General features: G+C 65.6%; 23 protein-coding genes and 3 tRNA genes. 2 read left to right on the top strand and 24 right to left on the bottom strand.

The genetic code is table 11. The annotated features are described in order from the left end of the window. Positions 1 to 68 precede the first annotated feature (68 nt). Positions 69 to 1310 (top strand): exonuclease domain-containing protein, encoded by a 1242-nt coding sequence (locus ATC04_RS08555; protein ID WP_231735942.1) that lies wholly within the window; start codon positions 69 to 71, stop codon positions 1308 to 1310. A gap of 98 nt (positions 1311 to 1408) precedes the next feature. Here the strand turns inward: ATC04_RS08555 and ATC04_RS08550 are convergent, their stop codons facing one another. The 13 genes from ATC04_RS08550 to ATC04_RS08490 all read right to left on the bottom strand — a co-directional run bounded on the left by ATC04_RS08550 (position 1409) and on the right by ATC04_RS08490 (position 13778). After that, positions 1409 to 2863 (bottom strand): FAD-dependent oxidoreductase, encoded by a 1455-nt coding sequence (locus tag ATC04_RS08550; protein ID WP_047119290.1) that lies wholly within the window; start codon positions 2861 to 2863, stop codon positions 1409 to 1411. A gap of 17 nt (positions 2864 to 2880) precedes the next feature. Further along, positions 2881 to 3660 carry a uroporphyrinogen-III C-methyltransferase gene (cobA, locus tag ATC04_RS08545; protein ID WP_047119291.1) on the bottom strand — a complete coding sequence of 260 codons (780 nt, stop codon included), beginning with the start codon at positions 3658 to 3660 and terminating at the stop codon, positions 2881 to 2883. Beyond that, positions 3653 to 4528 (bottom strand): ABC transporter permease, encoded by an 876-nt coding sequence (locus ATC04_RS08540; RefSeq protein ID WP_047119292.1) that lies wholly within the window; start codon positions 4526 to 4528, stop codon positions 3653 to 3655. The genes cobA and ATC04_RS08540 overlap by 8 nt, the downstream gene beginning before the upstream one ends. Continuing rightward, a complete protein-coding gene (locus tag ATC04_RS08535) occupies positions 4506 to 5243 on the bottom strand; it encodes an ABC transporter ATP-binding protein (RefSeq protein ID WP_047119293.1) in 738 nt (245 codons plus the stop codon). Before ATC04_RS08535 ends, ATC04_RS08540 begins: the two co-directional genes overlap by 23 nt. After that, positions 5243 to 6328, bottom strand: coding sequence for an ABC transporter substrate-binding protein (locus tag ATC04_RS08530; RefSeq protein ID WP_052772388.1), 1086 nt, complete (start codon positions 6326 to 6328; stop codon positions 5243 to 5245). Before ATC04_RS08530 ends, ATC04_RS08535 begins: the two co-directional genes overlap by 1 nt. After that, the gene (locus tag ATC04_RS08525) at positions 6315 to 7610 is read right to left on the bottom strand and encodes a GTP-binding protein (protein ID WP_047119294.1); all 1296 of its coding nucleotides are present in this window, start codon (positions 7608 to 7610) and stop codon (positions 6315 to 6317) included. Before ATC04_RS08525 ends, ATC04_RS08530 begins: the two co-directional genes overlap by 14 nt. 1 nt (position 7611) lies before the next feature. Beyond that, the gene (cysD, locus tag ATC04_RS08520) at positions 7612 to 8535 is read right to left on the bottom strand and encodes a sulfate adenylyltransferase subunit CysD (RefSeq protein WP_047119295.1); all 924 of its coding nucleotides are present in this window, start codon (positions 8533 to 8535) and stop codon (positions 7612 to 7614) included. A gap of 18 nt (positions 8536 to 8553) precedes the next feature. Then, positions 8554 to 9267 carry a phosphoadenylyl-sulfate reductase gene (locus tag ATC04_RS08515; protein WP_047119296.1) on the bottom strand — a complete coding sequence of 238 codons (714 nt, stop codon included), beginning with the start codon at positions 9265 to 9267 and terminating at the stop codon, positions 8554 to 8556. Next, positions 9264 to 10964, bottom strand: coding sequence for a nitrite/sulfite reductase (locus tag ATC04_RS08510; protein WP_047119297.1), 1701 nt, complete (start codon positions 10962 to 10964; stop codon positions 9264 to 9266). The genes ATC04_RS08515 and ATC04_RS08510 overlap by 4 nt, the downstream gene beginning before the upstream one ends. Positions 10965 to 11031: 67 nt before the next feature. Next, positions 11032 to 11766 carry a CbiX/SirB N-terminal domain-containing protein gene (locus ATC04_RS08505; protein WP_047119298.1) on the bottom strand — a complete coding sequence of 245 codons (735 nt, stop codon included), beginning with the start codon at positions 11764 to 11766 and terminating at the stop codon, positions 11032 to 11034. Positions 11767 to 11795: 29 nt separating this feature from the next. Further along, on the bottom strand, positions 11796 to 12563 hold the full coding sequence (locus tag ATC04_RS08500; protein ID WP_047119299.1) for an SDR family oxidoreductase: 768 nt from the start codon (positions 12561 to 12563) through the stop codon (positions 11796 to 11798). Positions 12564 to 12619: 56 nt separating this feature from the next. After that, positions 12620 to 13210: a gamma-glutamylcyclotransferase family protein gene (locus tag ATC04_RS08495; RefSeq protein ID WP_047119300.1), complete on the bottom strand. Its 591-nt coding sequence runs from the start codon at positions 13208 to 13210 to the stop codon at positions 12620 to 12622. A gap of 58 nt (positions 13211 to 13268) precedes the next feature. Continuing rightward, positions 13269 to 13778, bottom strand: coding sequence for an isoprenylcysteine carboxylmethyltransferase family protein (locus ATC04_RS08490; protein ID WP_047119301.1), 510 nt, complete (start codon positions 13776 to 13778; stop codon positions 13269 to 13271). Between the two features lie 143 nt (positions 13779 to 13921). Between ATC04_RS08490 and valS the strand changes: the two genes are divergently transcribed. Further along, on the top strand, positions 13922 to 16540 hold the full coding sequence (valS, locus tag ATC04_RS08485) for a valine--tRNA ligase (protein WP_047119302.1): 2619 nt from the start codon (positions 13922 to 13924) through the stop codon (positions 16538 to 16540). A gap of 70 nt (positions 16541 to 16610) precedes the next feature. Here the strand turns inward: valS and ATC04_RS08480 are convergent, their stop codons facing one another. From ATC04_RS08480 to ATC04_RS08430, 11 genes are all read right to left on the bottom strand, one after another. Further along, positions 16611 to 17576 carry a hypothetical protein gene (locus tag ATC04_RS08480; RefSeq protein WP_060617006.1) on the bottom strand — a complete coding sequence of 322 codons (966 nt, stop codon included), beginning with the start codon at positions 17574 to 17576 and terminating at the stop codon, positions 16611 to 16613. 184 nt (positions 17577 to 17760) lie between these two features. Further along, complete coding sequence (locus ATC04_RS08475; RefSeq protein ID WP_047119304.1) at positions 17761 to 18369, bottom strand: DsbA family protein; 609 nt, start codon at positions 18367 to 18369, stop codon at positions 17761 to 17763. Positions 18370 to 18428: 59 nt separating this feature from the next. Further along, on the bottom strand, positions 18429 to 19721 hold the full coding sequence (gene clpX, locus ATC04_RS08470; protein WP_047119305.1) for an ATP-dependent Clp protease ATP-binding subunit ClpX: 1293 nt from the start codon (positions 19719 to 19721) through the stop codon (positions 18429 to 18431). 166 nt (positions 19722 to 19887) lie between these two features. Beyond that, positions 19888 to 20547, bottom strand: coding sequence for an ATP-dependent Clp protease proteolytic subunit (locus ATC04_RS08465; protein WP_047119306.1), 660 nt, complete (start codon positions 20545 to 20547; stop codon positions 19888 to 19890). A 50-nt stretch (positions 20548 to 20597) separates the two neighbouring features. Continuing rightward, positions 20598 to 21191 carry an ATP-dependent Clp protease proteolytic subunit gene (locus tag ATC04_RS08460; RefSeq protein WP_047120760.1) on the bottom strand — a complete coding sequence of 198 codons (594 nt, stop codon included), beginning with the start codon at positions 21189 to 21191 and terminating at the stop codon, positions 20598 to 20600. A 254-nt stretch (positions 21192 to 21445) separates the two neighbouring features. Beyond that, on the bottom strand, positions 21446 to 22789 hold the full coding sequence (gene tig, locus ATC04_RS08455; RefSeq protein ID WP_047119307.1) for a trigger factor: 1344 nt from the start codon (positions 22787 to 22789) through the stop codon (positions 21446 to 21448). An 86-nt stretch (positions 22790 to 22875) separates the two neighbouring features. Next, positions 22876 to 22950, bottom strand: a tRNA-Pro gene (locus ATC04_RS08450). Between the two features lie 158 nt (positions 22951 to 23108). Continuing rightward, positions 23109 to 23183: transfer RNA gene (locus ATC04_RS08445), tRNA-Pro, on the bottom strand. Positions 23184 to 24086: 903 nt separating this feature from the next. Beyond that, positions 24087 to 24160: transfer RNA gene (locus tag ATC04_RS08440), tRNA-Gly, on the bottom strand. A gap of 185 nt (positions 24161 to 24345) precedes the next feature. Continuing rightward, positions 24346 to 25314 (bottom strand): DNA glycosylase, encoded by a 969-nt coding sequence (locus ATC04_RS08435; protein ID WP_047119308.1) that lies wholly within the window; start codon positions 25312 to 25314, stop codon positions 24346 to 24348. A 2-nt stretch (positions 25315 to 25316) separates the two neighbouring features. Continuing rightward, positions 25317 to 25790 (bottom strand): ribose-5-phosphate isomerase, encoded by a 474-nt coding sequence (locus ATC04_RS08430; RefSeq protein WP_047119309.1) that lies wholly within the window; start codon positions 25788 to 25790, stop codon positions 25317 to 25319. Between the last annotated feature and the right edge of the window lie 221 nt (positions 25791 to 26011).

Genomic DNA, 26011 nt, shown 5'->3' with positions numbered 1-26011 from the left:
AGCCACGCGCATCCGGTGGGCAGAATGGGAGTTACCGGATTCAGCCGGAGAAAAGTACAGGGGGAAATATGAAAATGGCCAGCGGAGTCTTCTCCGTCCTCGACACCGAGACCACCGGGCTGTTCCCCGGCGGACATGACCGGATCGCGGAGATCGCCATCGTGAGAATGAACCGCGACGGCGAAGTGCTGGACCGCTGGGAAACGCTGGTCAACCCGCAGCGGGACCTGGGCAAGCAGTCGCTGCATGGAATCCGCAGCCGTGATCTGCTCGGTGCCCCGACGTTCAGCGACCTGGCCGCAGAACTGGCATGGCGGCTGTCAGGCACCGTGCTGGTGGCCCACAACCTCTCCTTCGATGCACGGTTCCTGGACGCGGAGTTCCGCCGGGCCGGCATGCCGGTGCCGGGGCACTTTCTAGAGCATGGGCTGTGCACCATGCGCATGTCCCATCAGTACCTGCACGGCGCCGGGCGCTCGCTGCAGGACTGCTGCGATTCCTTCGGCATCGAGCTCCTGGAAGCCCACAGCGCGGCCGGGGACGCGGCCGCCACCGCAGTCCTGCTCTCGCGCTACATGGAACTCGATGAGCAGAATCCCGAATGGGATCTGCGCCTTGGCCGGGCGGCGCAATCGGCGTGGATCAAGGCGTCCCCGGGAGGGCGCATCATTCCTGTGCGACGGGCCGCCGCCGACGCCGAACCGGCCCGCCACTTCCTGGACCGGCTGACCACCCGCTTGCCCCAGTTCACCGGCACCGAAGCCCAGGACGACTACCTGGCGATCCTCGACCGGGCGCTGATGGACCGGTACTTGTCGGCCCACGAGGAACAGCAGCTGATCTCGCTGGCCGCGGAGCTGGGACTCGACCGGGCCGGGGCGCTGGAACTCCACGAGCTGTATTTCCAGCAGCTGGTGCGCGCAGCCTGGGCCGACGGCACGCTGACCGAGGAAGAACTTCTGGATCTCAAGACGGTCGCCGGCCTGCTCGGGCTTGGGCAGCAAAGCGTGCAGAGAGCGCTGAGACCGCCTGCGGATATCGAACTAGCCACGGCTGAGGCGGTGCCATCAGCCGGAAAACTCGCTCCCGGATCTCTGGTGGTGCTCACCGGGGACATGTCTCGGGCCCGCGCGCAGATCGAGGAGGACCTCCGGGCCGCTGGTTATGTTCCGCATGGCGCCATCACCAAGAAGGTGAGCCTTCTGGTGGCCGCGGATCCGGATTCCCTGTCAGGCAAGGCCAAGAAGGCCCGGGACTACGGCATTCCAGTGGTGTCGGAGGACTACCTCTGGGACACGCTGCTCGCCTGAACCGCCCTCAGGACCGGTTCACTGCACAAACACCAAGGGATGGCCCCGCCGGCAGTGCGGCGGGACCATCCCTGAGATGTCAGAGTCTGGGGTGGAGCTTACAGACTCTCAGCTAGTTTTTTTGCGCGGGAGAATTCCAACATGTCTTCGCGCTCGACAACCTTGATGCGGTCGCGGGTGATGTCGCCGAAGCGGGTGGCCACGGTGCCTTCGGCAGCGCCCAGCTCCTTCTCGTGCGCGTCCAGGGACTTCCAGCCATCCCAGTCGGAGAACTGCACACCGCGCTCGTCCAGCAGATCCGCGATGGACTGCTCGATGGACGGCTGGGCCAGGGAGCCCAGGTCCTCCAAGAGGTGGTTGATGGTCTCCAGGGCGTCGCCCTTGGTGTGGCCGATCAGGCCTACCGGGCCGCGCTTGATCCAGCCGGTGGCGTACAGTCCGGGCACGTGGGTGCCGGTTGCGTCCAGGACACGGCCTTCGACGTTCGGCAGCACACCCTTGGCGCCGTCGTATTCGATCTCGCCGACGGCCGAGCCGAAGTAGCCCACCGCGCGGTAGAGCGCCTGGATCGGGTACTCGATGAATTCGCCGGTGCCGCGGGCGCCGCCGTTGCCGTCCAGCTCGTTGCGCTCGACCTTCAGGCCGGTCACTTTGCCGTCTTCGCCCAGTACCTCGATCGGGGACTGCAGGAAGTGCAGGTGCAGGCGGCGCGAGGCGCTTGGAGCTTCTTCGCGCTCTTCCTGCTCGATCAGCCAGTTGGTCAGCGTGGAGACCATGGTCTTGGTCTGGTTGTTGGTCTTCATGGCCTCATCCGAGGCCTTGTCGAATTCGAAGTCCTCCGGGTACAGCACGATGTCCACGTCCTTGGAGTGGGACAGCTCGCGCAGTTCCAGCGGGGTGAACTTCACCTGGGCCGGGCCGCGGCGCCCGAACACGTGCACGTCGGTGACGGCGGAGTCGTTCAGCTGCGCGTAGATGTGGGCGGGGATTTCGGTTTCCAGCAGCTGGTCGGCGTGCTTGGACAGGATGCGGGCCACGTCCAGCGCCACGTTGCCGTTGCCGATGACCGCGACTTCGCGGGCCGACAGGTCCCAGTCCTTGTCTGCATCCGGGTGGGCGTCATACCAGGACACGAAATCAGCGCCGCCGTAGGAACCGTCCAGGTCGATGCCTGGAATGTTCAGGTCCGCGTCCTTCTGGGCGCCGGTGGCGATGATGATCGCGTCGTAGCGGGCGCGCAGGTCCTCAAGGGTGATGTCACGGCCCAGTCCGACGTTTCCGTAGAAGTCGATCCAGTCGTTGTCCAGCACCTTGTGCAGGGCGGTGATGATGCCCTTGATACGCGGGTGGTCCGGGGACACGCCGTAGCGGATCAGGCCGAACGGGGTTGGCAGCTCGTCGAACAGGTCTACCTTCAGGCTCAGCGCGCCGGAGGAGACCGGCTGGCTCTTGTTGAGCAGATCAGCGGCATAGATGCCTGCCGGGCCGGCGCCGACAATTGCCACGCGCAGGGCGCGGGCCGAAAGGTGCTCGGGGACGATCAGTTCACTCATCAAACAACATCTCTTTCTTAGTCAACGAATGTGGCCGCCGCAGGGACGTCGGCGTTCTCTAGCGGCAGGAGGCCTGCCAGGCTGTCGGAGGCTTCCGGGGCTAGCCGAACGACATCACCAATCACGATGACGGCCGGATTCGCCACTGCGGCCTTGCGGGCTCGCATTACAATCCCTTCTAGCGTACCGATAGTTGTCCGCTGCGTCTGTGAGTAACCTCGCTCAACTATCGCAATTGGCGTACTTGACGGTAAACCGCGGGTAAGCAATGTCTCAACAATTTTCGGCAAATTCGAGACTCCCATCAGCACGGCGAGGGTGTGGTCGCTGCGGATGGGCACGTCCGCCAGCTCGGTATGGCCGCTGACCACGGTGAAACCCGCGGCCACCCCGCGGTGGGTCACCGGGATGCCGGCGGCCGCCGGAACCGAAATGGAGCTGGTGATGCCGGGGATCACCCGGGTCGGGATGTTGAACTTGGCCGCATAGAGCAGCTCTTCGCCGCCGCGGCCCAGCACGAACGGGTCCCCGCCCTTCAGGCGCACCACGTTCTTTCCCTCCAAAGCGTATTTGACCAGCAATTCATTGATCTCGTCCTGGGTTTTCACGTGGCAGCCCGGGGCCTTGCCCACGTCCACCACGATCACGTCGTCAGCCAGGTCCGCAAGCAGTTCGGTCGGCCCGAGCCGGTCTGCCAGCACCACGTCCGCGGCGAGCAGGGCCTTGTAGCCGGCGACCGTGATCAGTTCCGGGTCGCCCGGTCCCCCGCCGATGAGGGTGATATGTCCGTTAGCCATGGTTTTCTCCAGTTCGAGTCATTCCGCGGTCGCGCAGCAGTTTGCGTTCCAGCGGGGCAAAACACAGTAGTTCGATCAGCACGCCCACCAGCAGGATCACCAGTATGACCAACATCACCAGGGGCAGGTCGGCCAGATCCCGGCCGCGCTGCAGCAGCGAGCCGACGCCCAGGGCGAGTGAGCCGCCCACCGCGATCAGTTCCGCCGCCATCAGCGAGCGCCAGGCGAAAGCCCAGCCCTGGCGCAGTCCGGCCACGTAGCCGGGCAGCGCCGCGGGAAGCTCGACATGCACGATATGCTGGCGCCTGCTGGCCCCGAGCACCCGGGACAGGGCCGAGTACTGGGCGGGGATCATGTCGATGCCCGAGAGCAGTCCGTTGATGATCGAGGGAATCGCCCCGAGCAGCAGCACGGTGTAGATGGTCGCGTCGCTCAGCCCGAAGAGGATGATCGCCGCCGGCACCCAGGCGATGGAGGGCAGCACCTGCATGGCCGAGACCAGCGGGCCCAAGCCCTTGCGCAGCAGCGGCAGGTGGGCCAGCAGCAGGGCCGCCGGGGTGGCGACCAGCACCGCGATCACGAAGCCCGACAGCGCCCGGAACAGCGAGGTGCCCACCGCGGAAAGCAGGGTCCCGTCGGCCAGCAGCTCGGGCAGCTTGGCGGCCACGGCCGCCGGGCCGGGGAACAGGTCCTCGCGCAGCGGCGAAGCCCAGGCGGCGATCTGCCACAGGCTGACCAGCACCACCAGGGTGATCAGCGGGGCGATAACCGCATCGGCGCGCCCGCGGCGGCGCAGCACGGCGGCCGGGCGGAGCGCGGCGGCCGGGCGGAGCGCGGCGGCGGCCCTAGTTTGCGTCAGTGCGCTCATGCTTGCGCTGCTCCTTTCGCAGGATGGTGGTCAGTTCGTCGGCCAGGGCGGCCGACTGCGCCGGGTTGCGGCGCAGGTCCTCGGTGATTCTCCGGGTTTCCAGGATGCGTCCGGGATGGGAGGAGAGGACCAGGATGCGCCCGGAGAGGCGGATGGCCTCGCGCACGTTGTGCGTCACGAAGATGATGGTTTTGCCCGTCTGCTCCCACAGCGAGCGCAGTTCCTCGTGCAGCAGGTCGCGGGTGATGGCGTCCAGGGCCGCGAAGGGCTCGTCCATCAGCAGCACCTGCCGGTCCTGGGCCAGCGCCCGGGCCAGCGCCACACGCTGGCGCATGCCGCCGGAGAGCTCGTGCGGCTTCTTGTGCACCGCGTGCCCCAGCTGGACCAGCTCCAGCAGCTGGTCCACCCGTGCCTGCCGGGTGTCCTTCGGATGCCCGGCCAGCTTCAGCGCCAGCTCCACGTTGCGGCCCGCGCTCAGCCAGGGCAGCAGGTTCGAATCTTGGAACATGAACGCCGCCCCGTCGTCCGGGACGTCCAGCCAGCCCTCGGTGGGGGCCAGCAGCCCGGCGATCAGGTTCAGCAGCGAGGACTTGCCGCAGCCCGAGGCGCCGAGCACTGCGATGAATTCGCCGTCCTCGATGCGGGCGCTGAGCCTGTCGATGACCAGCCCCGTGCCCGGGTAGCTCAGGGACACCTCGTTCAGCTGCACTCCCATTACTTCCCCTCCCCGGCGGCGAAGGAGTCATCCACCAGGCCCTGCGTGCTGCCCGGTTCCCCGATGCCCACCGCGGCCGCATGGGCCACCAGGGTGTCGAAGGTTCCGCTCAGCGGCGTTTCATCGAAGCTGATCTGGTCCAGCGCCGCGGAGATCACCTCATCGGACAGGGTGCCGCCGCCGTGCGCGGCCAGGGCCTGCTGCACGGTGTGAAGCTTCTGCTGCTCGCCGGTGGTGTTCAGCCAGACGATGGCCTCCGCGTTGGCCTGCACCAGCTCCCGCACGGTGTCCGGGTGCTTGGTGATGAACTCCTGCGAAGCCACCAGCACCGTGGTCGGGAACTTGCCTTCCGGCCACAACTGCGCCTCGTTGACCAGGCGGTGCGCCCCGTACTGCTTGACCAGCAGCGAGGCGTGCGGTTCGGGCAGCCAGGCCCCGTCGATGGAGCCGCGGGCGAACAGCTGCGGCACGGTGCCGTTGGTGCTCGGGGTGACGGTGACCGACTCATCCAGGCCCCGCTCCTTCAGGAAGCTGCGCAACGCCACGTCCTGGGTGCCGCCGTACTGCGGGGTGGCAAGTTCGGTGCCGGCCAGCTGGGACACCTCGGTGATGTCCTTGGAGACAACCAGGCTGGCCCCGCCGGACGCGGCCCCGGCGATGACGCGCAGCGAGGTCCCCCCGCTGGACAGGTAGCTGTTCAGCGCAGGGCTGGGACCCAGGTAGGCCGCGTCGATGGCCCCGGAGTTCAGCGCCTCGATGGCCGCGGGGCCCGCGTTGAAGATCTGGGTTTCCACCGTGGTGCCGTCCGCGCCCACTGCCTTGCCCAGGATGCCCTTGGCGTCGGCCACCAGCGCCGGGGCGTGGGTGGCGTTCGCGAAGTAGCCCAGGCGCAAGGTGGCGGCCGGTCCCTGGTCGGCGGCCGTCCCGGCATTCTTGGCCGGGGCCGGGACGAAGGCGGTGAGCACCGCGGCCACCGCCAGCAGCCCCGCCGCGGCTGCCCCGAGGGCCCTACCGCGCCGGTTGGCGCGCGGGGCGTGCGCGGTCAGCCGGGTGCGTCCGGCGGCCGGCCGCTCAGGCGGCTGCATGCCCGGCTCCGATGATCCCGGCGGCCAGGGTGCGCCCGGTGGCCGGTTCGATGAGCAGGAAGCTGCCGCCGGTGCGCGAATCGCTGTAGTCGGCAGGGCTCAGGGCCGCGGAGCTGCGCACCGTGAGCCGTCCCAGGTCGTTGAGCCCCAGGGTGTCGGCCTGCCGGTGCGAGTAGTCGGCTACGTCGAGCACGTGGCTGATCGGCCCGATCTTCGCGGCGGCGACCTTGGTGCCGTGCTTGAGCAGCACCCGCTGCCCCTCGGCCAGCGTGGCCGGGGCCAGGATGCACACCTCGGCGTCGAATTCGCGCACCGCCTGCGGCAGCTGGCCTGCCACCACGGTGTCCCCGCGGGCGATGTCCACCTCGTCCTCCAGTTCAAGGACGATCGCATCCCCCGGCTGCGCGGTGCCCACCGGCCCGGACGGGGTGCCGATGGCCTTGACCCGGCTGGTGGCCGGGTAGCCGTTGGACAGGATGCCCACCGTCTCTCCCACCGAGAGGCTGCCGTCGGCCAGGGTGCCTGCATAGCCGCGGAAGTCGCGGTACGCTTCCGGGTCCAGGCCTGGAGCCAGCGCTCCCTGCGGGCGGATCACGTACTGCACGTCCAGCCGGGCGGTCCCGGCGGGGCGCCCCGGCGCCAGCTCTTCGAGCAGCCCGAGCAGGGTGGGCCCGGCGTACCAGTCGCTGTGGGCGGAGGGATCCACCACGTTGTCCCCGTGCAGCGCGCTGACCGGGATGACGGTGGCGGCCTGCAGGCCCAGTTGCGCGGCCAGGTCCAGCACCTCGGTTTCGATGGCGCTGAAACGCTGCTCGTCCCAGTCGACCAGGTCCATCTTGTTGACCGCGAGCACCAGCTGCGGCACCCGCAGCAGGGCGAGCACCCCCAGGTGGCGGCGGGTCTGCTCAAGCACCCCGTGGCGGGCGTCCACCAGCACGATGGCGGCATCGGCGGTGGAGGCGCCGGTGACGGTGTTGCGGGTGTATTGCACGTGGCCCGGGCAGTCGGCCAGGATGAAGGATCGGCGGGCGGTGGAGAAGTAGCGGTAGGCCACGTCGATGGTGATGCCCTGTTCGCGTTCGGCGCGCAGCCCGTCGGTGACCAGCGCCAGGTCCAGGGCGCCGGCCTGTCCGCCGAAGCCGCGTTCGGCGCTGGTGCGGGCCAGGTCGTCCAGCGAGTCGGCGAGGATGGCCTTGGCGTCGTGCAGCAGCCGTCCCACGAGCGTGGACTTGCCGTCGTCCACGGATCCAGCGGTGGCGATGCGCAAAAGTGTGGTGGTCATCTTAGAAGTACCCTTCGGTCTTGCGGTCTTCCATGCCCGCGGCGGAAATTCTGTCGTCGGCGCGGGTGGCGCCGCGTTCGGTCAGCGTGGCCACGGCCAGCTCGTCCAGCACCTTCTCCACGGTGTCAGCGGCGGAAAGCACCGCGCCGGTGCAGCTGGCATCCCCCACGGTGCGGTAGCGCACCTGGCGGACAACGACCTGTTCGGCCGGTTCGGGCTGGCTGACCGCGGTGACCGCCCGCCACATGCCGTCGCGTTCGAAGACCTGGCGCTGGTGGGCGAAGTAGATGGAGGGAAGCGCGATGTTCTCGCGCTGGATGTAGGCCCAGATGTCCCGTTCGGTCCAGTTGGAGATCGGGAAGGCGCGCACGTGCCAGCCAGGCTCGTGGCGGCCGTTGTACAGGTTCCAGATTTCCGGGCGCTGGTTGCGCGGATCCCAGACGCCGAACTCGTCGCGCAGGGACAGGATGCGCTCCTTGGCGCGGGCCTTGTCCTCGTCGCGGCGGGCCCCGCCGAAGACCACGTCGAAGCCGTTGGATTCGATGGTGTCAAGCAGCACCCGGGTCTGCAGCCGGTTGCGGGTGCCGTCGGGCAGTTCGGCCAGCTCGCCGCGGTCGATGTACTCCTGCACGGAGCCGACCACCAGGTTCAGGCCGTATTTCTCGACCACGGCATCGCGGAAGTTCAGCACCTCGCCGAAGTTGTGGCCGGTGTCGATGTGCACCACGGGGATCGGCACGCGGCCCGGGTAGACGGCCTTGGCCAGCAGGTGCAGCACCACCACGGAGTCCTTGCCTCCGGAGAAGAGCAGTCCGGGCTTCTCGAATTCGGCGAGCACCTCGCGGATGATGTGGATGGATTCGGCTTCCAGGGCGTCCAGGACGCTGCGCTGGGTGCCGGTCGGGGCGGTAGCGGTGAGGCTCATGGGGAGGTCCTTCAAAAGTTAGATGTGGATGCCGCATTCGGTTTTGGACAGGCCGGCCCAGCGTCCGGCGCGCGGGTCCTCTCCCTCGGCGACGGGCCGGGTGCAAGGCTCGCAGCCGATGGACGGGTAGCCGTGGGCCAGCAGCAGGTTCACCGGGACCTGGTGTTCGGTGGCGTAGCCGATCAGCTGATCGAAGCTCCAGGTCGCCACCGGGTTGAACTTGAGCAGCCCATGGGTTTCGTCGAAGGACACCAGCGGGGTGTTGCTGCGGGTAAGGGCCTCGTCGCGGCGGACCCCGGTGAACCAGGCGCCGTAGCCGGACAGGGCACGCTTTAGCGGGTCCATCTTGCGCAGCTTGCAGCAGGCGGCCGCGTCGCGGGCGAACAGGTCCTTGCCGTATTCTTCGTCCTGCTGCGCCACGGTGAGTTCGGGCAGCACGTCCACCACTCTGACCGGAAGCCTTTCGGCGACCTCGTCGCGGGTGATGCGTGTTTCGGTGAAGTGGTAGCCGGTGTCCAGGAAGAGCACGTCCACCCCGGGCAGCTGCCGGGCGACCAGGTGCGGCAGCACCGCGTCGGCCATGGAGCAGGCCACCGCGATCTCGGACACCTCCAGGTGGCGGGCGGCGAACTCGACCACCTGCGCGGCGCCGGCGTCCCAGCCCAGCTCCGTGGCTCCGAGCGCGGCGATGGCGCGCAGCTCGTCCTCGGTCTTCAGGGTTCGGGTGCTCATGACAGGTCCTCCTCGGCGGCCCGGTGCGCCCAGGCGGCGAAGGATTCGCCGTCTTCGGCCAGGACGGAGTAGTTCTTCACCACGCGTTCGACGTAGTCGGGCAGCTCGTGGGCGGCGACCTTCAGGCCGCGCACGGTGCGGCCCAGGGTGGCTTCGCCGTTCTCGAACCCGGCCAGCGTGCCGCCCAGGTGCACCTGGAACCCGGAAACCTGTTCCCCGGCGTCGTTGGTGATCAGCTGGCCCTTGAAACCCAGGTCGGCGGTCTGCACCCGGGCGCAGGAGTTCGGGCAGCCGTTCACGTGCAGGGACAACGCCTTGGGCAGCTTGCCGTTGTGGTCGGCGAGCCGGGATTCGATCTCGCGCACCGCGTCGATGGTGGTGTTCTTGGTGTCCACGATGGCCAGCTTGCAGTATTCGATGCCGGTGCAGGCGATGGCCGAGCGGCGAAGCAGCCCCGGATAGGCTTCCAGGCCCAGCGTGCGGGCGCCGCCCACGAAGTCCTTGACCTGCTCCTCGGCGATGTCCAGGGCGATGACCTTCTGGTGCGGGGTGGTGCGCAGCCGGGTGGAGCCGTGGGCTTCGAGCAGGTCGGCCAGGGCGGTCAGCGTGGTGCCGGAGGAGCGTCCGGCTTCCGCGGTGAGCCCGATGAAGAACTTGCCGTCCTTCTGCGGGTGCACCCCCGAGTGGTCCCCGGCGGTGGCAGGCTGCGGGCCGGGTCCGATGTTCGGCAGCGCGTAGCCCAGGTATTCTTCCTCAAGGACCTTGCGGAACTTCTCGGTTCCCCAGTCGGCCAGCAGGAACTTCAGCCGGGCCCGGTTGCGCAGCCGGCGGTAGCCGTAGTCGCGGAAGATGGAGGTCACGCCCTCCCAGACGTCCGGGGCCTGCTCCTGGGTGACGAAGGCGCCCAGGCGTTCGCCCAGCCGCGGGTTGGAGGACAGTCCGCCGCCCACCCAGAGGTCGTAGCCCGGGCCCAGCTGCGGGTGCTCGATGCCGATCAACGCGATGTCGTTGATTTCGTGCACGACGTCCTGGCTGGGATGCCCGGAGATGGCGGTCTTGAACTTGCGCGGCAGATTCGCGAACTCCGGGTTGCCGATGTAGCGGCGGGAGATCTCGGCGATGACCGGGCTCGGGTCGATGATCTCCTCGGCGGCGATGCCCGCGACCGGGGAACCGAGGATGACGCGCGGCACGTCGCCGCAGGCCTCGGTGGTGTGCAGTCCGACGGATTCCAGCCGGCGCCAGATTTCCGGCACGTCCACCACGTCAACCCAGTGCAGCTGGATGTTCTGGCGGTCGGTGAAGTCTGCGGTGTCGCGGGCGAAGTCGGTGGAGATGCCCCCGATCACCCGCAGCTGCTGCGTGGTCAGCGCGCCTCCGTCGATGCGCACCCGCAGCATGAAGAAGCGGTCTTCGAGCTCTTCGGGGCTCAGCGTGGCGGTCTTTCCGCCCGGGATGCCCTGGGCGCGCTGGGTGTACAGGCCCCACCAGCGGAAGCGGCCGTGCAGGTCCTCGGGATCGATTGAATCGAAGCCCTGCACGGCGTAGATCTCTTCGATCCGCGCCCGGACGTTCAGGCCGTTGTCCGCGGCCTTCATTTCCTCGTTCGCGTTCAGCGGGGTGGTGCCGTCGATCTTCCATTGGCCATTGGGCTTGGCCGCCCGCTGGGGCCGGGCCGGTGTGGTTGTCTGCGTCATGTGATCCAGCGTAGAAAACCGCCCCCGGGCGCTGGCAACCGCCGGATGTCACATGAACACGCGAGGCCTAGAGAGGTCGAACTTCGTCATGCGGCGTCATGAAACCGGCGGTTTCAAGCGCAGATTTCAGTCGCACGAGGAAACATTCTGCGATCGTTACGTCCGGCAACAGCGGCCTTGTCACCACCGCGGCTCCCGTGCTAGCCAGCTTGTCCTGGAAGTAGCCGTCGGCCAGCAGGACGCTGAGCAGCAGCACCGGGCGGGTGCCCGCCTCGGCGACAGCCTGCAGGACGTTCGGCTGCGCCCCGGCGCAGTAGGCCACCTGGACTTCGCGCTCCAGCAGGTTCCCGAGCTGCCCGGCGAGCTCGACGACCTGCCGCTGGCCGACTTCCAGCCGGGTCCCGGCCGCGGCCAGGATCACCTGCGGGTTGTCATCCAGGTGACCCTGGGCGCGCTGTGCGAGCACCCGGGCGAGCTGCGGCAGCGGGCCCAGCGGCTTAGCGGCGACGGTGTGCTCCCGGGAGGCGACGGCCTGGGCGACATCCTGCGTGGTGTGCACGCCGTCGGCCACCAGCAGCGGCAGCACCACGGCAGGCTCGCCGGTGGGCAGGCCATCGAGGACCTCGGGCAGGGAAGGGCGCTGCACGTCCACATAGGCCTCGTGCCAGCGCAGCTCGGGCAGCCAGCCGGCGGCCAGCACTTCGAGCTGGCCGCGCAGGTGGTTGATCAGCCGCTGGCCGTCGGGGTTGTCGGTTCCGTGGGAGGCGGCCACCACGTGGATGACCTCGGGAGTGCTGCTCATGGTGGCTCCTTGCCAGAAACGGCGGGCTGCTAGTTGCCCGTGCGGATCAGCTTGTGGTTGGCGGCCTGGGCCTGCGGACGGATGACGATCTGGTCCAGGTTCACGTGGGCCGGGGCGCTGACCGCGTAGCGGATCACCTCGGCCACGTCGTCGGCGGTGAGCGGCTGTTCGACCCCTGCATAGACGTTGTCCGCCGCCTGCTGGTTGCCCAGCCGGCGCAGCGAGAATTCCTCGGTCTGCACCAGGCCGGGAAGCACCTCGATGACGCGGATGCCGTGCTCCACCTCCTCGAGGCGCAGGGCCTGGGTCATGGCGCTCTGCGCGGCCTTGGCCGCGTTGTAGCCGCTGCCGCCTTCATAGCTGGCCAGGGCTGCGGTGGAGGTCAGGTTCAGGACGGTGCCGTGCACCTTGCGCAGCGAGGGCAGCAGGGCGCGGGTCAGCCGCATGGTTCCCATGACATTTGACTGCAGCATGAACTCCCAGTCCTCGTCCACCGCGTCGGCCCAGTAGTCGGTGCCGCGGGCGCCGCCGGCCACGTTGATCAGGGTGTCAGCTCCCCCGTGCTCGGCCACGGCCAGAGCCAGCGAGTCGACGTCGGTCTGGTTGCTGACGTCTGCGGGAATGGCGATGGCGCCGGTTTCCTGGGCGAGCGCTTCCAGGCGTTCCGCGCGGCGGGCCACGGCGAAGACTGTCCATCCCTGCGCACGCAGTGCGCGGACGGTGGCCTGCCCGATGCCGGAGGATGCCCCGGTGACGACGGCCGAACGGTTGGACGAGGTGTTTTCCCAAATAGTCATGGGTTTAGTTTAGAACTTCGCGCCGAACCCGAGGTAAGCCGTGAATTTTTCTTTCCTCAGCCGGCCAGCGGCCGGGCGGCGAGTTCCTGGGCAGGATCGGCGAAACGGTAGCCGCCCTGGTACTCGTTGACCGTTGCGGGTTTCGTCATGGCATGGAACTGGGCCAGGAAGTCCTCCCCGCGGCTGAGCACGGCTGTTTCGACCAGGGATCGGTAGCTGTAGGGACGGTAGCTGGCCACCTGCGGGGTGTGCCGGCGGAATTCGTGGCGGCCCTGGAAGGCGAGGACCTTGGCACCGGGTGCCAGGGCCGGCTGGATCCGGGCGCCGACCTCGACGGCGTCGTATTGCGCCTCGCGGCGGCTGAGCATCTCCAGTTCCCCTTCGGTGACCGGGATCAGCACGCCGTTGACTGTCGCATCGGGCTGCGGGCTGATGTCCAGGAATTGGCCGTTGCAGGCGTGGCCGTCGTCGAAGACGATGGGCACCCTGATTTCCCAGTCGCGCGCGAAGCCGTGCAGCAGTGCCAGCGGCATGTGCTGCTGCTGGATCTCGCGCCGGAGCGTGCGTGAAACCGAAGCGGATGAGACAAGCGATCCGTAGCCGAAGATGAACAGTTCGTGCCCAGACAGGCCGGTGAAAGGTGCCATACCCACATCATATGATCCGCGGACACCCGAATCACGCGGCTTGCGGCCGGTACGGGATTCAGCCGGCGATGCGCAACCGGTCGCGGCTGGCCAGCCAGATGAGGGTGGAAGGCAGCTGGATCCAGCGCGGGACGCGGTTCGTGTAGTCCGCATAGGCCTGCCCGTACTTGGCCTGCAGCGCTTCCTCCTCGGCGGGGATCTGCAAGCGGTCCAGCCAGAGGGCGACGCCGACGGCAGGAAGCAGTGCGCGGAACGAACCGCGCCACAGCGCATGGGCTGTCACCGCGCCCACCATGCCCAGATACATCGGGTTGCGGCTGATGGAATTCGCGCCGGAGACGACCAGCGTGCTGCTCTTCTCGGGATGCAGGGGGTTGATGGAGGTCTTGGCGGCGCCGAACCCGAGGTCCGCCCACACCGAAATGCCAGCGCTGGCGGCCAGCAGCACCCCGGCGGCCGTGGTGGACACCGGGCCGCCACGGCGTCGACCGGCCAACCGGCGCTGGGCCGCGAGGGCGGCGGCAACAACGACCGGCGGCGGAATCACGGGGGCGCGATGCTCGATCATGGAACCGATGGTACGCCGTGCGCGCGGCGCTGCCTATGGGCATGCAGGCAAGCTTGTCGGTTCCCGCCCCTCGCCCGTCCGACGTGGGGCAAACCATGGACACGGATGAGCGCGGCCCGGATAAAACGTGAAAGAATGAAGCCATGGCAGAAGAAAACTTGGGCACAGACACGCCCGCAACGGTTTCCGTTCCTGACAAGCCGGCTTTGGAAGGCTTGGAAGAACGTCTCTCGTCCCGGTGGCGCACCGAGGGCACCTATCACTTCAACGAGGACACGACCCGCGAGGCCGTCTACTCCATCGACACTCCCCCGCCAACCGCGTCCGGTTCACTGCACGTAGGACACATGTTCTCCTACACGCAGACCGACGTGCTGGCCCGCTACCAGCGCATGAACGGCAAGAACGTGTTCTACCCGATGGGTTGGGACGATAACGGCTTGCCGACCGAGCGCCGCGTGCAGAACTACTTCGGCGTCCGCTGCGACCCGACCAAGCCGTACATCGAGGGCTACCGCCCGCCGGAGAAGCCGGCGAAGAACCAGCGCGACTGGGATGTCATCGGCCGCAAGAACTTCATCGAGATCTGCGAAGAGCTGGCCGTCGAGGACGAGAAGGTCTTCGAGCAGCTGTTCACCACCCTGGGCCTGTCCGTTGACTGGCGCATGACCTACCGCACCATCGATGACAACTCGCGTGCGGTGTCGCAGCGCGGCTTCCTGGAGAACCTGGCCAAGGGCGACGCCTACATGGCCGAGGCCCCGACCCTGTGGGACGTCACCTTCCGCACCGCAGTGGCCCAGGCCGAGCTCGAGGACCGCGAGATGCCCGGCGCCTACTACCGCTACGGGTTCACCACCGAGTCCGGCGAGCAGGTCTTCATCGAGACCACCCGCCCCGAGCTGCTGGCGGCCTGCGCCGGCCTGGTCGCGCACCCTGATGACGAGCGCTACCAGCACCTGTTCGGCAAGACCGTCACCTCTCCGCTGTTCGGCGTTCCGGTCACCGTCTACCCGCACCCGCTGGCCCAGGCCGACAAGGGTTCGGGCATCGCGATGGTCTGCACCTTCGGCGACTTGACCGACGTGACCTGGTGGCGCGAGCTGCAGCTGCCGACCCGCCCGATCATCGGCCGCGACGGCCGCATCCTGGCCGACACCCCGGAATGGATCACCTCCGAGGCAGGCAAGGAAACCTACGCCAAGATCGCCGGCAAGACCTCGTTCTCCGCCAAGGAGGCCATGGTCGAGCTGCTGACCGAGGCGGGCCTGCTGGACGGCGAGCCGAAGAAGATCTCCCGCCCGGTGAACTTCTTCGAAAAGGGCGACAAGCCCCTGGAAATCGTCACCTCGCGCCAGTGGTACATCCGCAACGGCGGCCGCGACGAGGACCGCCGCGCCCGCATGATCGAGCGCGGCCAGCAGATCGACTTCCACCCGTCCTTCATGCGCTCGCGCTACGAGAACTGGGTTTCAGGCCTGAACGGCGACTGGCTGGTCTCCCGCCAGCGCTTCTTCGGCGTGCCGGTGCCGGTCTGGTACCCGGTCGACGAGCACGGCGAGCCGAACTACGACGCCCCGATCCTGCCCGAGGTCTCGCAGCTGCCGGTCGACCCGGCCGCCGACGCCCCGGCAGGCTACACCGAGGCGCAGCGCGGTCAGGCCAATGGCTTCATCGGCGACGCCGACGTGCTGGACACCTGGGCCACCAGCTCGCTGACCCCGCAGATTGTCGGCCGTTGGGGCCGCGACGACGAGTTCTTCTCGAAGGTCTACCCGTTCGACCTGCGCCCGCAGGGCCACGACATCATCCGCACCTGGCTGTTCTCCACCGCGGTCCGTGCCGATGCGCTGCACGGCGACATCCCGTGGAAGCACGCCGCGATCTCCGGCTGGATCCTGGATCCGGACCGCAAGAAGATGTCCAAGTCCAAGGGCAATGTGGTGGTCCCGAACGACGTGCTGGACAAGTTCGGCGCGGACGCCGTCCGCTACTGGGCCGCCAGCGCGAAGCTCGGCGCGGACACCGCGTATGAGATCAACCAGATGAAGATCGGCCGCCGCCTGGCCATCAAGATCCTGAACGCGTCGAAGTTCGTGCTGAACCTGGGCGCCACCGAGGCCAACGTGCTGACCGATGACGCCTCCGTGGTCATCAACGGCCTGGACCACTCGCTGCTGACCCGCCTGTCGACGGTGATCGGCGACGCCCAGCGTGCGTTCGAGAACTACGACTACGCCCGTGCCCTGGACATCACCGAGTCCTTCTTCTGGTCGTTCACCGACGACTACGTGGAACTGGTCAAGGACCGCGCCTACGGCGGACACGGCGAAGCGCAGCAGGCCAGCGTGCTGGCCACCTTGGCCACCACCTTGGATTCGGTGCTGCGTTTGTTCGCCCCGTTCCTGCCGTTCGCGACCGAAGAGGTCTGGGGCTGGTGGCGTGCCGGTTCGGTGCACCAGGCCCAGTGGCCGACCACCGGCCACCTGGCCGCGGCGATTGCCGATGCGGACGCAGAGGTGCTGCCGCTGGTGGGCACCGCCCTGTCAGGCATCCGCAAGGCCAAGTCGGACGCGAAGGTCAAGCAGCGCACCGAGGTGCTCTCCGGCGAGGTGCATGCTCCGGCTGCACAGATCGCTCAGCTGCGCGCAGGCTTCGAGGACCTGAAGTCCGCGGCCAACGCCCGCGAGCTGACCCTCGTGGAGGCCGACGGTGAACTGACCGTCGCCAACGTCGAGTTGGCGCCGGTCGAAGAAGCCTAGGCTCCGTAAGAATAAACGGCGGGCCGCCAGGAATTTTTCCCTGGCGGCCCGCCGTTTGTTTTGCCTGCTGTTACTGTCCGGCCAGGGTCCGGCTGACTTGCTCCCGCTGCGTCCCCTGCCGCCGGCGCAGGATCGTGGAGATCGGCCAGGAGGACGCGCCCAGGATTCCCGCAACCACTGCAACTGTGGTCAGGGCGCCGGTCAGCGACCCGGTGGCCTGGTGGTAGATCAGGTCGGCGACCGCGGGGTCGAGATTCGAGAACAGGTGCTCCCCCGTGTAGTCGGCAATCAGGGTCGCCATGGCCAGGGCGCTGACTCCGGTCACCAGCCCCAGGCCGATCAGCGCGCGGGTCACGTAGCGCGGATTCAGGATGACCGCGGCGATAAGCAAGCCCGCCGAAACGTAGACCAGCCAGGGCCCGTAGGTTTCGATGAGCGTATAGGCCCGTTGCACGGCCGGCAACGCGTCGCTTTGGATGATCTGCACATCCCACTCGAGATTCGTCACCGCGCCGAGCCCCGGGATGCCCAGGTTCGTCAGCGAGGACACTACTTCGCCGAGCACGTCGCTGAGCTGGAAGGTCAGGGCGCCCGCGTCGTCAAGGGCCACGGAGGCGCTGTTGCCGGAGAGGATCGCCACGGTTTTCGCATGGCTTGCGCGCAGGGTGGATTCCCACAACGAGGCGAACTGATTGGATTGCACCAGGTTGTGCACGGCGCCGCCGACGATGCCGTCCACCTTTTCGGCGATCTGGCCACTGGGCACCAGCTTCGAGATGAACCCGTCGCCGGTCAGCGAATCAATGCGTTCTTCAAGCTGCAGCTGGTTGGAAATCGCTTGGGAGATCTGTCCGGAGACATTCTCCTGCAGCTGCGGATTCTTGCCCAGCGGCGCCAGAGTCTGGGTGAAACCGTCGGTGTTGGTCACGTACTTGGTCGCCCACAAGCCGGCGATTGAGATCGGCGCGAGCACCAGGCCGATGATCAAGACTACGCTCGCGGCGACGGATCGCCAGCGGAAAATTGTTTCAGGCACGGTTTGTCCTTCCTGGAGCCGGCCAAAATCGGCCCTGACTACACCACCTTAGCAATCCTCCGTGTTTTCGCGTCGGGCATTGCCTGTGTGATCGGTATGGATCGGACGGGTTAAATGCTTCAGGGACGTTTTAAATGCTTCAGGGACGTTCCGTAGCGGAACGTCCCTGAAGCAGCTGCATAAATTAGTCGAACACCGGGCTTTCGGTGCGCGAGCGCTTGAGTTCGAAGAAGTACGGGAAGGCGGCCAACTGGGCGGCCGCGTCGAACATCTTGCCGGCTTCTTCGCCCTTCGGAACCCGGGTGATGACAGGTCCGAAGAAGGCAACCCCGTCGACGGCGACGATCGGGGTTCCAACGTCCTGGCCGACCTTGCTGATGCCGACTTCATGGCTGGCGCGCAGCGCGTCGTCGTTCTGATCGGTGCGGGCTGCTGCAGCGAGCTCGGCCGGCAGGCCGGTCTGCTGCAGTGCCTTCGCAATGACTTCGTCGCGGTCGGTCAGGTTCTCGTAGTGGAAGAGCTCGCCCATGGCGGTGTAGAGCTGGTCCTTGACCTGGTCGCCGTGCTCCTGCGCGGCCTTCATGATGACCCGGACCGGGCCCCACGAGTCGTCCATCTTCGCGCGGTAGTCGGCAGGCAGGTCGCGTCCTTCGTTCAGCACCGAGAGACTCATGACATTCCAGGAAACCTCGATGTCGCGGACCTTTTCGACTTCCTTGATCCAGCGGCTCGTCGCCCAGGCGAACGGGCAGATTGGGTCAAACCAGAAATCGACATGCTGACGCGAAGCCATGAACTACCAACTTTCCTAGGGTGTCCTGCCGGAACCCGGCAGGCTGATGATGGGCTGAACTATGCGGACTTCTTGTTGCGCTTGGCCACCACTGCGTGCGACAGCAGGGTTGGTTCGGCGCCGTCCATTACGGTTTCGCGGGTCACAACGACCTCGGCGACGTCCTCGCGGCTCGGCAGGTCGAACATGATCCCGGCCAGGGTTTCTTCCAGGATGGCGCGCAGGCCGCGCGCTCCGGTCTCGCGTTCGATGGCCAGTTCCGCGATGGCGTCGAGTGCCGGCTGTTCGAAGCTCAGCTGCACCCCGTCCATCTGGAACATCTTCTGGTACTGCTTGACCAGTGCGTTCTTCGGCTCGGTCAGCACGCGCACCAGCGCATCGCGGTCGAGGTGCTCGACGGTGGTGATGACCGGCAGGCGGCCGATAAACTCCGGAATCAGGCCGAATTTCAGCAGGTCTTCCGGCCGCACGTCGGAGTACGAGGCCACCTCGGACTTCAGCGCGGTCAACGGGGCGCCGAAGCCGATGCCCTTGCGACCTGCTCGCGAGGAGATGATCTCTTCCAGGCCCGCGAAGGCGCCGGCGACGATGAACAGGATGTTGGTGGTGTCCAGCTGCAGGAAATCCTGGTGCGGATGCTTGCGCCCGCCCTGCGGCGGTACCGCTGCGACCGTGCCTTCGAGGATCTTCAGCAGGGCCTGCTGCACGCCCTCGCCCGAGACGTCGCGGGTAATCGACGGGTTCTCGCTCTTGCGGGAGATCTTGTCGATTTCGTCGATGTAGATGATGCCGGTTTCGGCCTTCTTGACGTCGTAGTCCGCGGCCTGGATGAGCTTGAGCAGGATGTTCTCGACGTCTTCGCCCACATATCCGGCCTCGGTCAGGCTGGTGGCGTCGGCGACGGCGAACGGCACGTTAAGCTTCTTGGCCAGCGACTGGGCGAGGTAGGTCTTGCCGCAACCGGTAGGGCCGATGAGCATGATGTTGGACTTCGAGACCTCGACGTCGCCCAGCGGGTCGTCGTTGGTCAGGGCGGCTACCGGAGCAGGCTCCTGGTTGCCATGGATCCGCTTGTAGTGGTTGTATACGGCGACGGAGAGGGCGCGCTTGGCATTCTCCTGGCCGATCACGTATTCCTGCAGCGAATCGAAGATCTCACGCGGCTTGGGCAGGGAGAATTCCTCATTGACTTGCTCTTCGGCAAATTCTTCGGCAATGATCTCATTGCACAACTCAATGCACTCGGTGCAGATGTAGACGCCGTGCCCGGCAATCAGCTTCTTAACCTGTTTTTGACTCTTTCCGCAGAAAGAGCACTTCAACAGGTCCGAGCCCTCGCTCATACGTCCCATCGCACCATTCTCCCATTTGCCTTCAGTAGCTTTGGACTTACTTAATTCTAGGCTAGGTAGTCCCCGAAATAGCTGAACAAGGCGGCTTACCTGTCATGAGTCATTTTCGAGTGAAAGCCACATTTCAGGTAAACCGCCAGTATTCAACAATTATTCCCGGCTCGGACTAGTGCCCCAGCATCGCGCGGTTGATCTTGCGCGGGGTCAGGACCTCGTCCACGATGCCGTAGGCCTTCGCTTCTTCTGCCGTCATGAACAGGTCGCGCTCCACATCGTCGCGGACCTTCTCCACGGTCTGGCCCGAGTGCGATGCGATGGTGGTCTCCAGCCAGGAGCGCATGCGCATGACTTCTTCGGCCTGGATCTGCAGGTCGGTCGCGGTGCCGCGCTCCCCGCCGCCCATGGCAGGCTGGTGGATCAGCACGCGGGCGTTCGGCAGGGCCAGGCGCTTGCCCGGGGTGCCGGCGGCCAGCAGCACGGCCGCGGCCGAGGCGGCCTGGCCGAGGCAGACGGTCTGCACCTCTGGGCGGATGAACTGGATGGTGTCGTAGATCGCGGTCATCGCGGTGAACGAACCGCCCGGGGAGTTGATGTACAGGGTGACATCGCGCTCCGGGTCCATCGATTCCAGGACGAGCAGCTGGGCCATCACGTCATCCGCGGAGGCGTCGTCGACCTGGGCGCCGAGGAAGATGATGCGGTCTTCGAACAACTTGGCGTACGGGTCCTGGCGCTTGAAGCCGTACGGGGTACGCTCTTCGAACTGCGGCAGGATGTAGCGGGCCGAAGGCATCTGGCCGCTGGTGGCTTCAGGATTGAAGTGCATGGTGTTCTCCTAGGACAAGTCTGTGTGATTCAAGCAAGTGGGTGCGGCGCTTAGGATTCGACTCCGCCGCCACCGGTGACGGAACCGGCGTGCTTGGCGATCTTGTCGAAGAAGCCGTAGGCCAGCCCGTCCTCGGCGGTGAACCACTTGTCGCGCTGGTTGTCGATGAGGATCTGCTCCACGGTCTGGCCGGTCTGCTCGGCGGTCAGCTCGCTCATGACCTTCTTCATGTGCATGATCAGCTCAGCCTGGATCTTGATGTCCGAGGCAGTGCCGCCGATGCCGCCCGATGGCTGGTGCATCAGGATGCGGGCGTTCGGGGTGGCGAAGCGCTTGCCCGGGGTGCCGGAGGACAGCAGGAACTGGCCCATGGAGGCCGCCAGGCCGGTGGCCACGGTCACCACGTCGTTCGGGATGTACTGCATGGTGTCGTAGATCGCCATGCCCGCGGTGATGGAGCCGCCTGGCGAGTTGATGTACAGGTAGATGTCCTTCTCAGGGTCCTCCGCCGAGAGCAGCAGCAGCTGCGAGCAGATGGCGTTCGCATTGTCGTCGCGGACCTCGGAGCCCAGCCAGATGATGCGCTCCTTGAGGAGGCGGTTGTAAATGTAATCCTCACGGCCTGCCGGGTCAACGGTAGCCATGGTGGGAGTGCGCGAATCATTTGACATGTTCTCTACCTCTTCCAAACGTGTAGATCAGATTCTGGGATCCAAAGTCCGAATCCCAAAGCTGCAACTGGTTTACTTGCAGATTACTTACTTCAAGTCCTCGATGGGGCGATTCATGCCCCTGTTTCGCTCACGGCGCATGCTGCACGCCTGAAGCGAACAAAAATGGCCGTCAACCAGCGTGTTTGCACATGCTGGCCGACGGCCATCAATGATTTGGGTGAAGACTACTTGGCTTCGGTTGCCTCGGACTCGGCCTCAGCCTCTGCTGCTTCGTCCTCGCCAGCTGGCTTCACGAAGGAGCTCAGATCCACAGCTGCACCGTTCGAGTCGGTGACCGTTGCGTACTCCAGGACCTTTGCCAGTGCCTTGCGGCGGCGAACCTCGCCCAGCAGCATTGGAACCTGGCCTGCGCCGTCCAGCATCTGAGCGAACTGGTTCGGCTCCATGCCGTACTGGCCTGCGGTCTGCACGATGTAGTCGATCAGCTCGGACTGCTCCACGCCAACCTCTTCGGCGTTGGCAACTGCGTCCAGGATGATTTCGTTCTTGAAGGCACGCTCGGTGTTCTCGCGAACTTCCGCACGGTGCTCTTCGGTGTCGTGGTCGTCCTCGGCGTTCGGCTGGTCGAAGTGCTGCTCGATCTGCTCGTTGATAACCGACTCAGGCACCGGAACCTCAACCAGTTCCAGCAGCTTGTCCAGGACCAGCTCGCGGGCCTCAACGCCCTGCTCGACGATCTTGCCTTCGGCGGCGGACTTGCTCAGGTCCTCGCGCAACTCGGCGATGGTGTCGAACTCGGAAGCCAGCTGCGCGAAATCATCGTTGGCTTCTGGCAGTTCGCGCTGCTTCACAGCGGTCACGACAACCTTGACGGTGGCAGGCTTGCCGGCGTACTCGCCGCCAGCCAGCTCGGTCTCGAAGGTTGCGTCTTCGCCAGCGGACAGGCCGGTGATGGCCTCGTCCATGCCCTCAAGCATGTTGCCCGAGCCGATCTGGTAGGACAGGCCCTGAGCCGAGTCGACCTCTTCGCCCTCGACCGAAGCGGTCAGGTCGATGGTGACGAAGGAATCGGCAGCTGCTGGAGCCTCGACGTCCTTCAGGGTGCCGAAGCGGCCGCGCAGGTCGTCAAGAGCCTTCTCGATGTCCTCGTCGGAAACTTCCTTGGCCTCAACGGAAACCTCGATGCCCTTGTAGTCAGGCAGCTCGACAGTCGGGCGGATGTCAACTTCCAGGGTGAAGACCAGCTGGCCTTCGCCTTCCTTCTCGATCGAAGGCAGCTCGGTGATGTCGACCTCTGGGCGCGACAGCGGGGTGAGCTCGTTCTCGACCATGGCGGCCTGGTAGTACTCGTTCAGACCCTCGTTCACCGCGGTCTCGATGACGTAGCCCCGGCCAACGCGCTGATCGATCAGGCGGGAAGGAACCTTGCCCTTGCGGAAGCCTGGGATCTGGATCTGCTGAGCGATAGTCTTGTACGCCTCATCGACGCGGGGCTTCAGCTCTGCGTAAGGAACTTCAACGGTCAGCTTAACCCGGGTCGGGTTGACGTTTTCGACGGCGCTCTTCACAGCGTTGTACTCCTGAGTTGTAATAATTAGGTCTAATCTGCAAAAAACCCCGCAACATGGTGGCGTTGCGGGGTTGTTCGACAGAGTCGGGGTGACAGGATTCGAACCTGCGACCTCACGCTCCCAAAGCGCGCGCTCTAGCCAAGCTGAGCTACACCCCGATTAGCAGTGATCAGTCTAACCGACGTTTTCCTGTATCCACTAATCGTTTGTGATGCAGTTCGGGTCTATTTCACTAGCATCCGAAGATCACAAGATCTAAATAATATTTAGCTCTCAAGTTTCATGTACATCCAGACCGGAATCCTTAGTTCATGAGTCGGGGTGACAGGATTCGAACCTGCGACCTCACGCTCCCAAAGCGCGCGCTCTAGCCAAGCTGAGCTACACCCCGTTGAATTCTTGTGAAAATCGCTTCTCACTTGAACCAACTCTTTGTGAATTCAGGTTTGGATTTGTTTATCCGCGCCTGACCACAAGAAATAAAGATACACGGGTTCGGGGTAAATGCAAAATCAGGATCCCTCTCCCAGCACCGCCGGGAAACCGCGTGTTTCCGGGGATTTTCCGAGAATTACCTTCGATTTTGACGTATATTCCACCCCGACGTGAGTTGAGTAACAGGAGATTTATTATTCGCGAGCCCCGGGAGGGCGACACCATAAGCCGTAGCCATCGACGCATCAACGGGCGAAAAGACGCGGAATTCTCGACGCTAAAACTTCCCGTCGGGGCGTAGGGGCTGGAAACAACGGGAACCAGCGCAGGAAAGTTGACCGGCACACCTCAGCGGCTGGGGCCGTTCCCGGCGCCAGCGGCTCCGCGAACATCGGGTCTTCCCGCATTCAGGCAAGCCTTCCCCCTTGAACCCAACAGGCGGCAGCCCAAGCGCCAGCCACCGCCGCGGACTCTCCCATGACGCCCTGCGGCCACTGGGTCCGCGTTCCGGTGCAGTTCACTGCCAGCGGACCAGGCAGCATGCATCTTGCAGTGCCGTACTTCTCGTGGCATGACATCGTGCTGCTCGCGGAATCGGATTTCTGGGCACGCGACCCTGGCATCATCATCGCCCTCGGCCAGATTTTGCGGGCGACGCAGGTTTTCTCGATGCCAGGCAAGATCGAAGTCCCCTTGCCGGTCAGGCCGAATCAATGCGCGTGGGTTCCAGCGCAGAAATCCGATGCCCTACCGCGAAAGTCCTGGGAAGGCAGATGGCCAGCGATTCGGATTCCAGCGAGGGCCAGCAACGGGCGACACTTACCGGATAAACGAAAACCCCGCCGGAGCGGGGTTTCTCTGGAGGGGATGACGAGAATCGAACTCGCGTCATTAGTTTGGAAGACTAAGGCTTTACCATTAAGCTACATCCCCATTTCGAAGCTACTTCGCTTCGAACAAGTTCTAGTCTAGACCATAAAACTTGGGCATTGCAAATCGGGAAACCAGTCTCCGACTTGGGTGCATTCGCCTAGCACGGAGCGCCACCCAGAAAAGACAGTACACGCCGGGAATTTGAATTTAAAAGAATAAATCCGAATTCCCGGCGCAGCGCATGCTTATTTACCGGCGCGCTTGCGCGGCAGGCGCTGGCATTTGGGGCACCAGTACAGTTTCCTGGCGGCGACCTCAGCGAGGGAGATCGTCGCGGTGCATTTCCTGCATCCCATCCCTTGGCGCTGGTAAACGTAGTAGGCATTATCCGGCCAGAGAAGTCCTTCGGAATCACGGTCTTCGGGGCGGGTCGTGATGATCTTCCCGTCGCGCACGCCGTCCTCCATCGTCGCCACGATGTCGTTCCACAGTTTCTTGGCGGCCCGGGTCGAAAGCTCGTTGGCCGGAAGATCGGGAGAAATCCGGTTGCGGAACAGCGTTTCCGCGCGGTAGATATTTCCGACGCCGCTGATGAGGTTTTGGTTCATCAGCACGATGCCGATCGGCGACTTGGTGCGCAACAGGTTCGCGCGGAACAGCGTGTAGGACTCATCCAGCCGTGCGTCCGCCTCGGCGGCATCCGCCTGGCCCTTAGCCGCCCGGAACCTGACGGCGGCACCGACCAACGGGTCCGGCCCCAATTTGGCCAACTGGGCCTGCACCTGTTCGTGGTCCAGCACCTCGCAGGCTGTTGGGCCGCGCAAGTCCGCCCAGCCGTGCTCGGACACGATGCGTGCGCGCACGGCGCCCACGGGAGCCGGCGGACCGGAGTACTCCCCCGCGTCCTGCGGCGAAGCGGTTTCGCGTTCACCGATCTTCCGCGGGGCGCCGATGGATGACGCGCCGGTGAAGTAGCTGTCTCCGCCGAAGCTGAAGGCTCCGTAGAGACCCAGGTGCACCCGCAGGTACAGGTCGTTGGAGAAATGGCAGAACAGCTGCTTGCCCTTGGCGAACGCGTATTCAAGTTCGCACCCGTCGATGCGCTGCGCGTCGACGGCGAAGCGGCCCTGCGGGGAAGAAACGTGGACCGTCTGGCCGCCGAATACGTCGTCGAATTGGCGGGCCAGACGGTGAAGGGAGTGTCCTTCGGGCACGGCTAGTCGATGACCTCGCCGGTGGTTTCATAGGTCGCGATCTTGCCGATGCGGCGAACGTGGCGCTCGGCTTCGCTGAACGGCTCGGCCAGGAATGCCTCGATCAGTTCGGCGGCTTCCTCCACAGTGTGCTGGCGGCCGCCCACGGCGATCACGTTGGCGTCGTTGTGCTCGCGGGCCAGCTTGGCGGTGTCCAGGTTCCAGGCCAGTGCGGCGCGGATGCCCTCGACCTTGTTGGCGGCGATCTGCTCGCCGTTGCCCGAACCGCCCAGTACGATGCCCAGCGCTTCGACGCCGGCACGCTGGTCGGCGACCACTGCCTTGGCCGCGTTGATGCAGAAGGCCGGGTAGTCGTCTTCCGCGTCATAGGCCTTCGGTCCATGGTTGACCATCTCGTAGCCCTTAGCGGTCAGGTGCTTGACCAAGTAGTCGCTGAGTTCAAGACCGGCATGGTCGGTGGCGATATGCACGCGCATCGTGTGGAGCCTCATTCATTGTGGACGGTTGTTGCTGTCTTTTCTAGCTTAGCGACCAACACGCGCGCCGCAGGCATTGCGTCGCGCTCCGGGTAATTGTGTGAAGTCACCGCCCGATTCGGGGAACTAAGAATGGTGACGCCGAAAAAACACGCGAAATATACGGATTCCCCCGGCCCGGGGGTTGCGGAGGGGCGGGTGGCGGGTGACACAATAGGCAT

The sequence above is a fragment of the Arthrobacter sp. YC-RL1 genome, assembly GCF_001454985.1.
Classification (GTDB): Bacteria; Actinomycetota; Actinomycetes; order Actinomycetales; family Micrococcaceae; genus Glutamicibacter; species Glutamicibacter soli.
The sequence above is the reverse complement of the archived record's forward strand: the minus strand, read 5'-3'. Positions and strand labels throughout refer to the sequence as shown.

Bases quoted from the DNA above. Each gene is read 5' to 3' on its own strand.
- ATC04_RS08465 (WP_047119306.1), bottom strand. From the start codon at position 20,547: ATGCACTTCAATCCTGAAGCCACCAGCGGCCAGATGCCTTCGGCCCGC.
- ATC04_RS08530 (WP_052772388.1), bottom strand. From the start codon at position 6,328: ATGCAGCCGCCTGAGCGGCCGGCCGCCGGACGCACCCGGCTGACCGCG.
- ATC04_RS08460 (WP_047120760.1), bottom strand. From the start codon at position 21,191: ATGGCTACCGTTGACCCGGCAGGCCGTGAGGATTACATTTACAACCGC.
- ATC04_RS08505 (WP_047119298.1), bottom strand. From the start codon at position 11,766: ATGAGCAGCACTCCCGAGGTCATCCACGTGGTGGCCGCCTCCCACGGA.
- ATC04_RS08500 (WP_047119299.1), bottom strand. From the start codon at position 12,563: ATGACTATTTGGGAAAACACCTCGTCCAACCGTTCGGCCGTCGTCACC.
- clpX (WP_047119305.1), bottom strand. From the start codon at position 19,721: ATGGGACGTATGAGCGAGGGCTCGGACCTGTTGAAGTGCTCTTTCTGC.
- ATC04_RS08475 (WP_047119304.1), bottom strand. From the start codon at position 18,369: ATGGCTTCGCGTCAGCATGTCGATTTCTGGTTTGACCCAATCTGCCCG.
- ATC04_RS08490 (WP_047119301.1), bottom strand. From the start codon at position 13,778: ATGATCGAGCATCGCGCCCCCGTGATTCCGCCGCCGGTCGTTGTTGCC.
- cobA (WP_047119291.1), bottom strand. From the start codon at position 3,660: ATGGCTAACGGACATATCACCCTCATCGGCGGGGGACCGGGCGACCCG.
- ATC04_RS08515 (WP_047119296.1), bottom strand. From the start codon at position 9,267: ATGAGCACCCGAACCCTGAAGACCGAGGACGAGCTGCGCGCCATCGCC.
- ATC04_RS08430 (WP_047119309.1), bottom strand. From the start codon at position 25,790: ATGCGCGTGCATATCGCCACCGACCATGCCGGTCTTGAACTCAGCGAC.
- valS (WP_047119302.1), top strand. From the start codon at position 13,922: ATGGCAGAAGAAAACTTGGGCACAGACACGCCCGCAACGGTTTCCGTT.
- ATC04_RS08495 (WP_047119300.1), bottom strand. From the start codon at position 13,210: ATGGCACCTTTCACCGGCCTGTCTGGGCACGAACTGTTCATCTTCGGC.
- cysD (WP_047119295.1), bottom strand. From the start codon at position 8,535: ATGAGCCTCACCGCTACCGCCCCGACCGGCACCCAGCGCAGCGTCCTG.
- ATC04_RS08550 (WP_047119290.1), bottom strand. From the start codon at position 2,863: ATGAGTGAACTGATCGTCCCCGAGCACCTTTCGGCCCGCGCCCTGCGC.
- ATC04_RS08555 (WP_231735942.1), top strand. From the start codon at position 69: ATGAAAATGGCCAGCGGAGTCTTCTCCGTCCTCGACACCGAGACCACC.
- ATC04_RS08540 (WP_047119292.1), bottom strand. From the start codon at position 4,528: ATGAGCGCACTGACGCAAACTAGGGCCGCCGCCGCGCTCCGCCCGGCC.
- ATC04_RS08510 (WP_047119297.1), bottom strand. From the start codon at position 10,964: ATGACGCAGACAACCACACCGGCCCGGCCCCAGCGGGCGGCCAAGCCC.
- ATC04_RS08525 (WP_047119294.1), bottom strand. From the start codon at position 7,610: ATGACCACCACACTTTTGCGCATCGCCACCGCTGGATCCGTGGACGAC.
- ATC04_RS08535 (WP_047119293.1), bottom strand. From the start codon at position 5,243: ATGGGAGTGCAGCTGAACGAGGTGTCCCTGAGCTACCCGGGCACGGGG.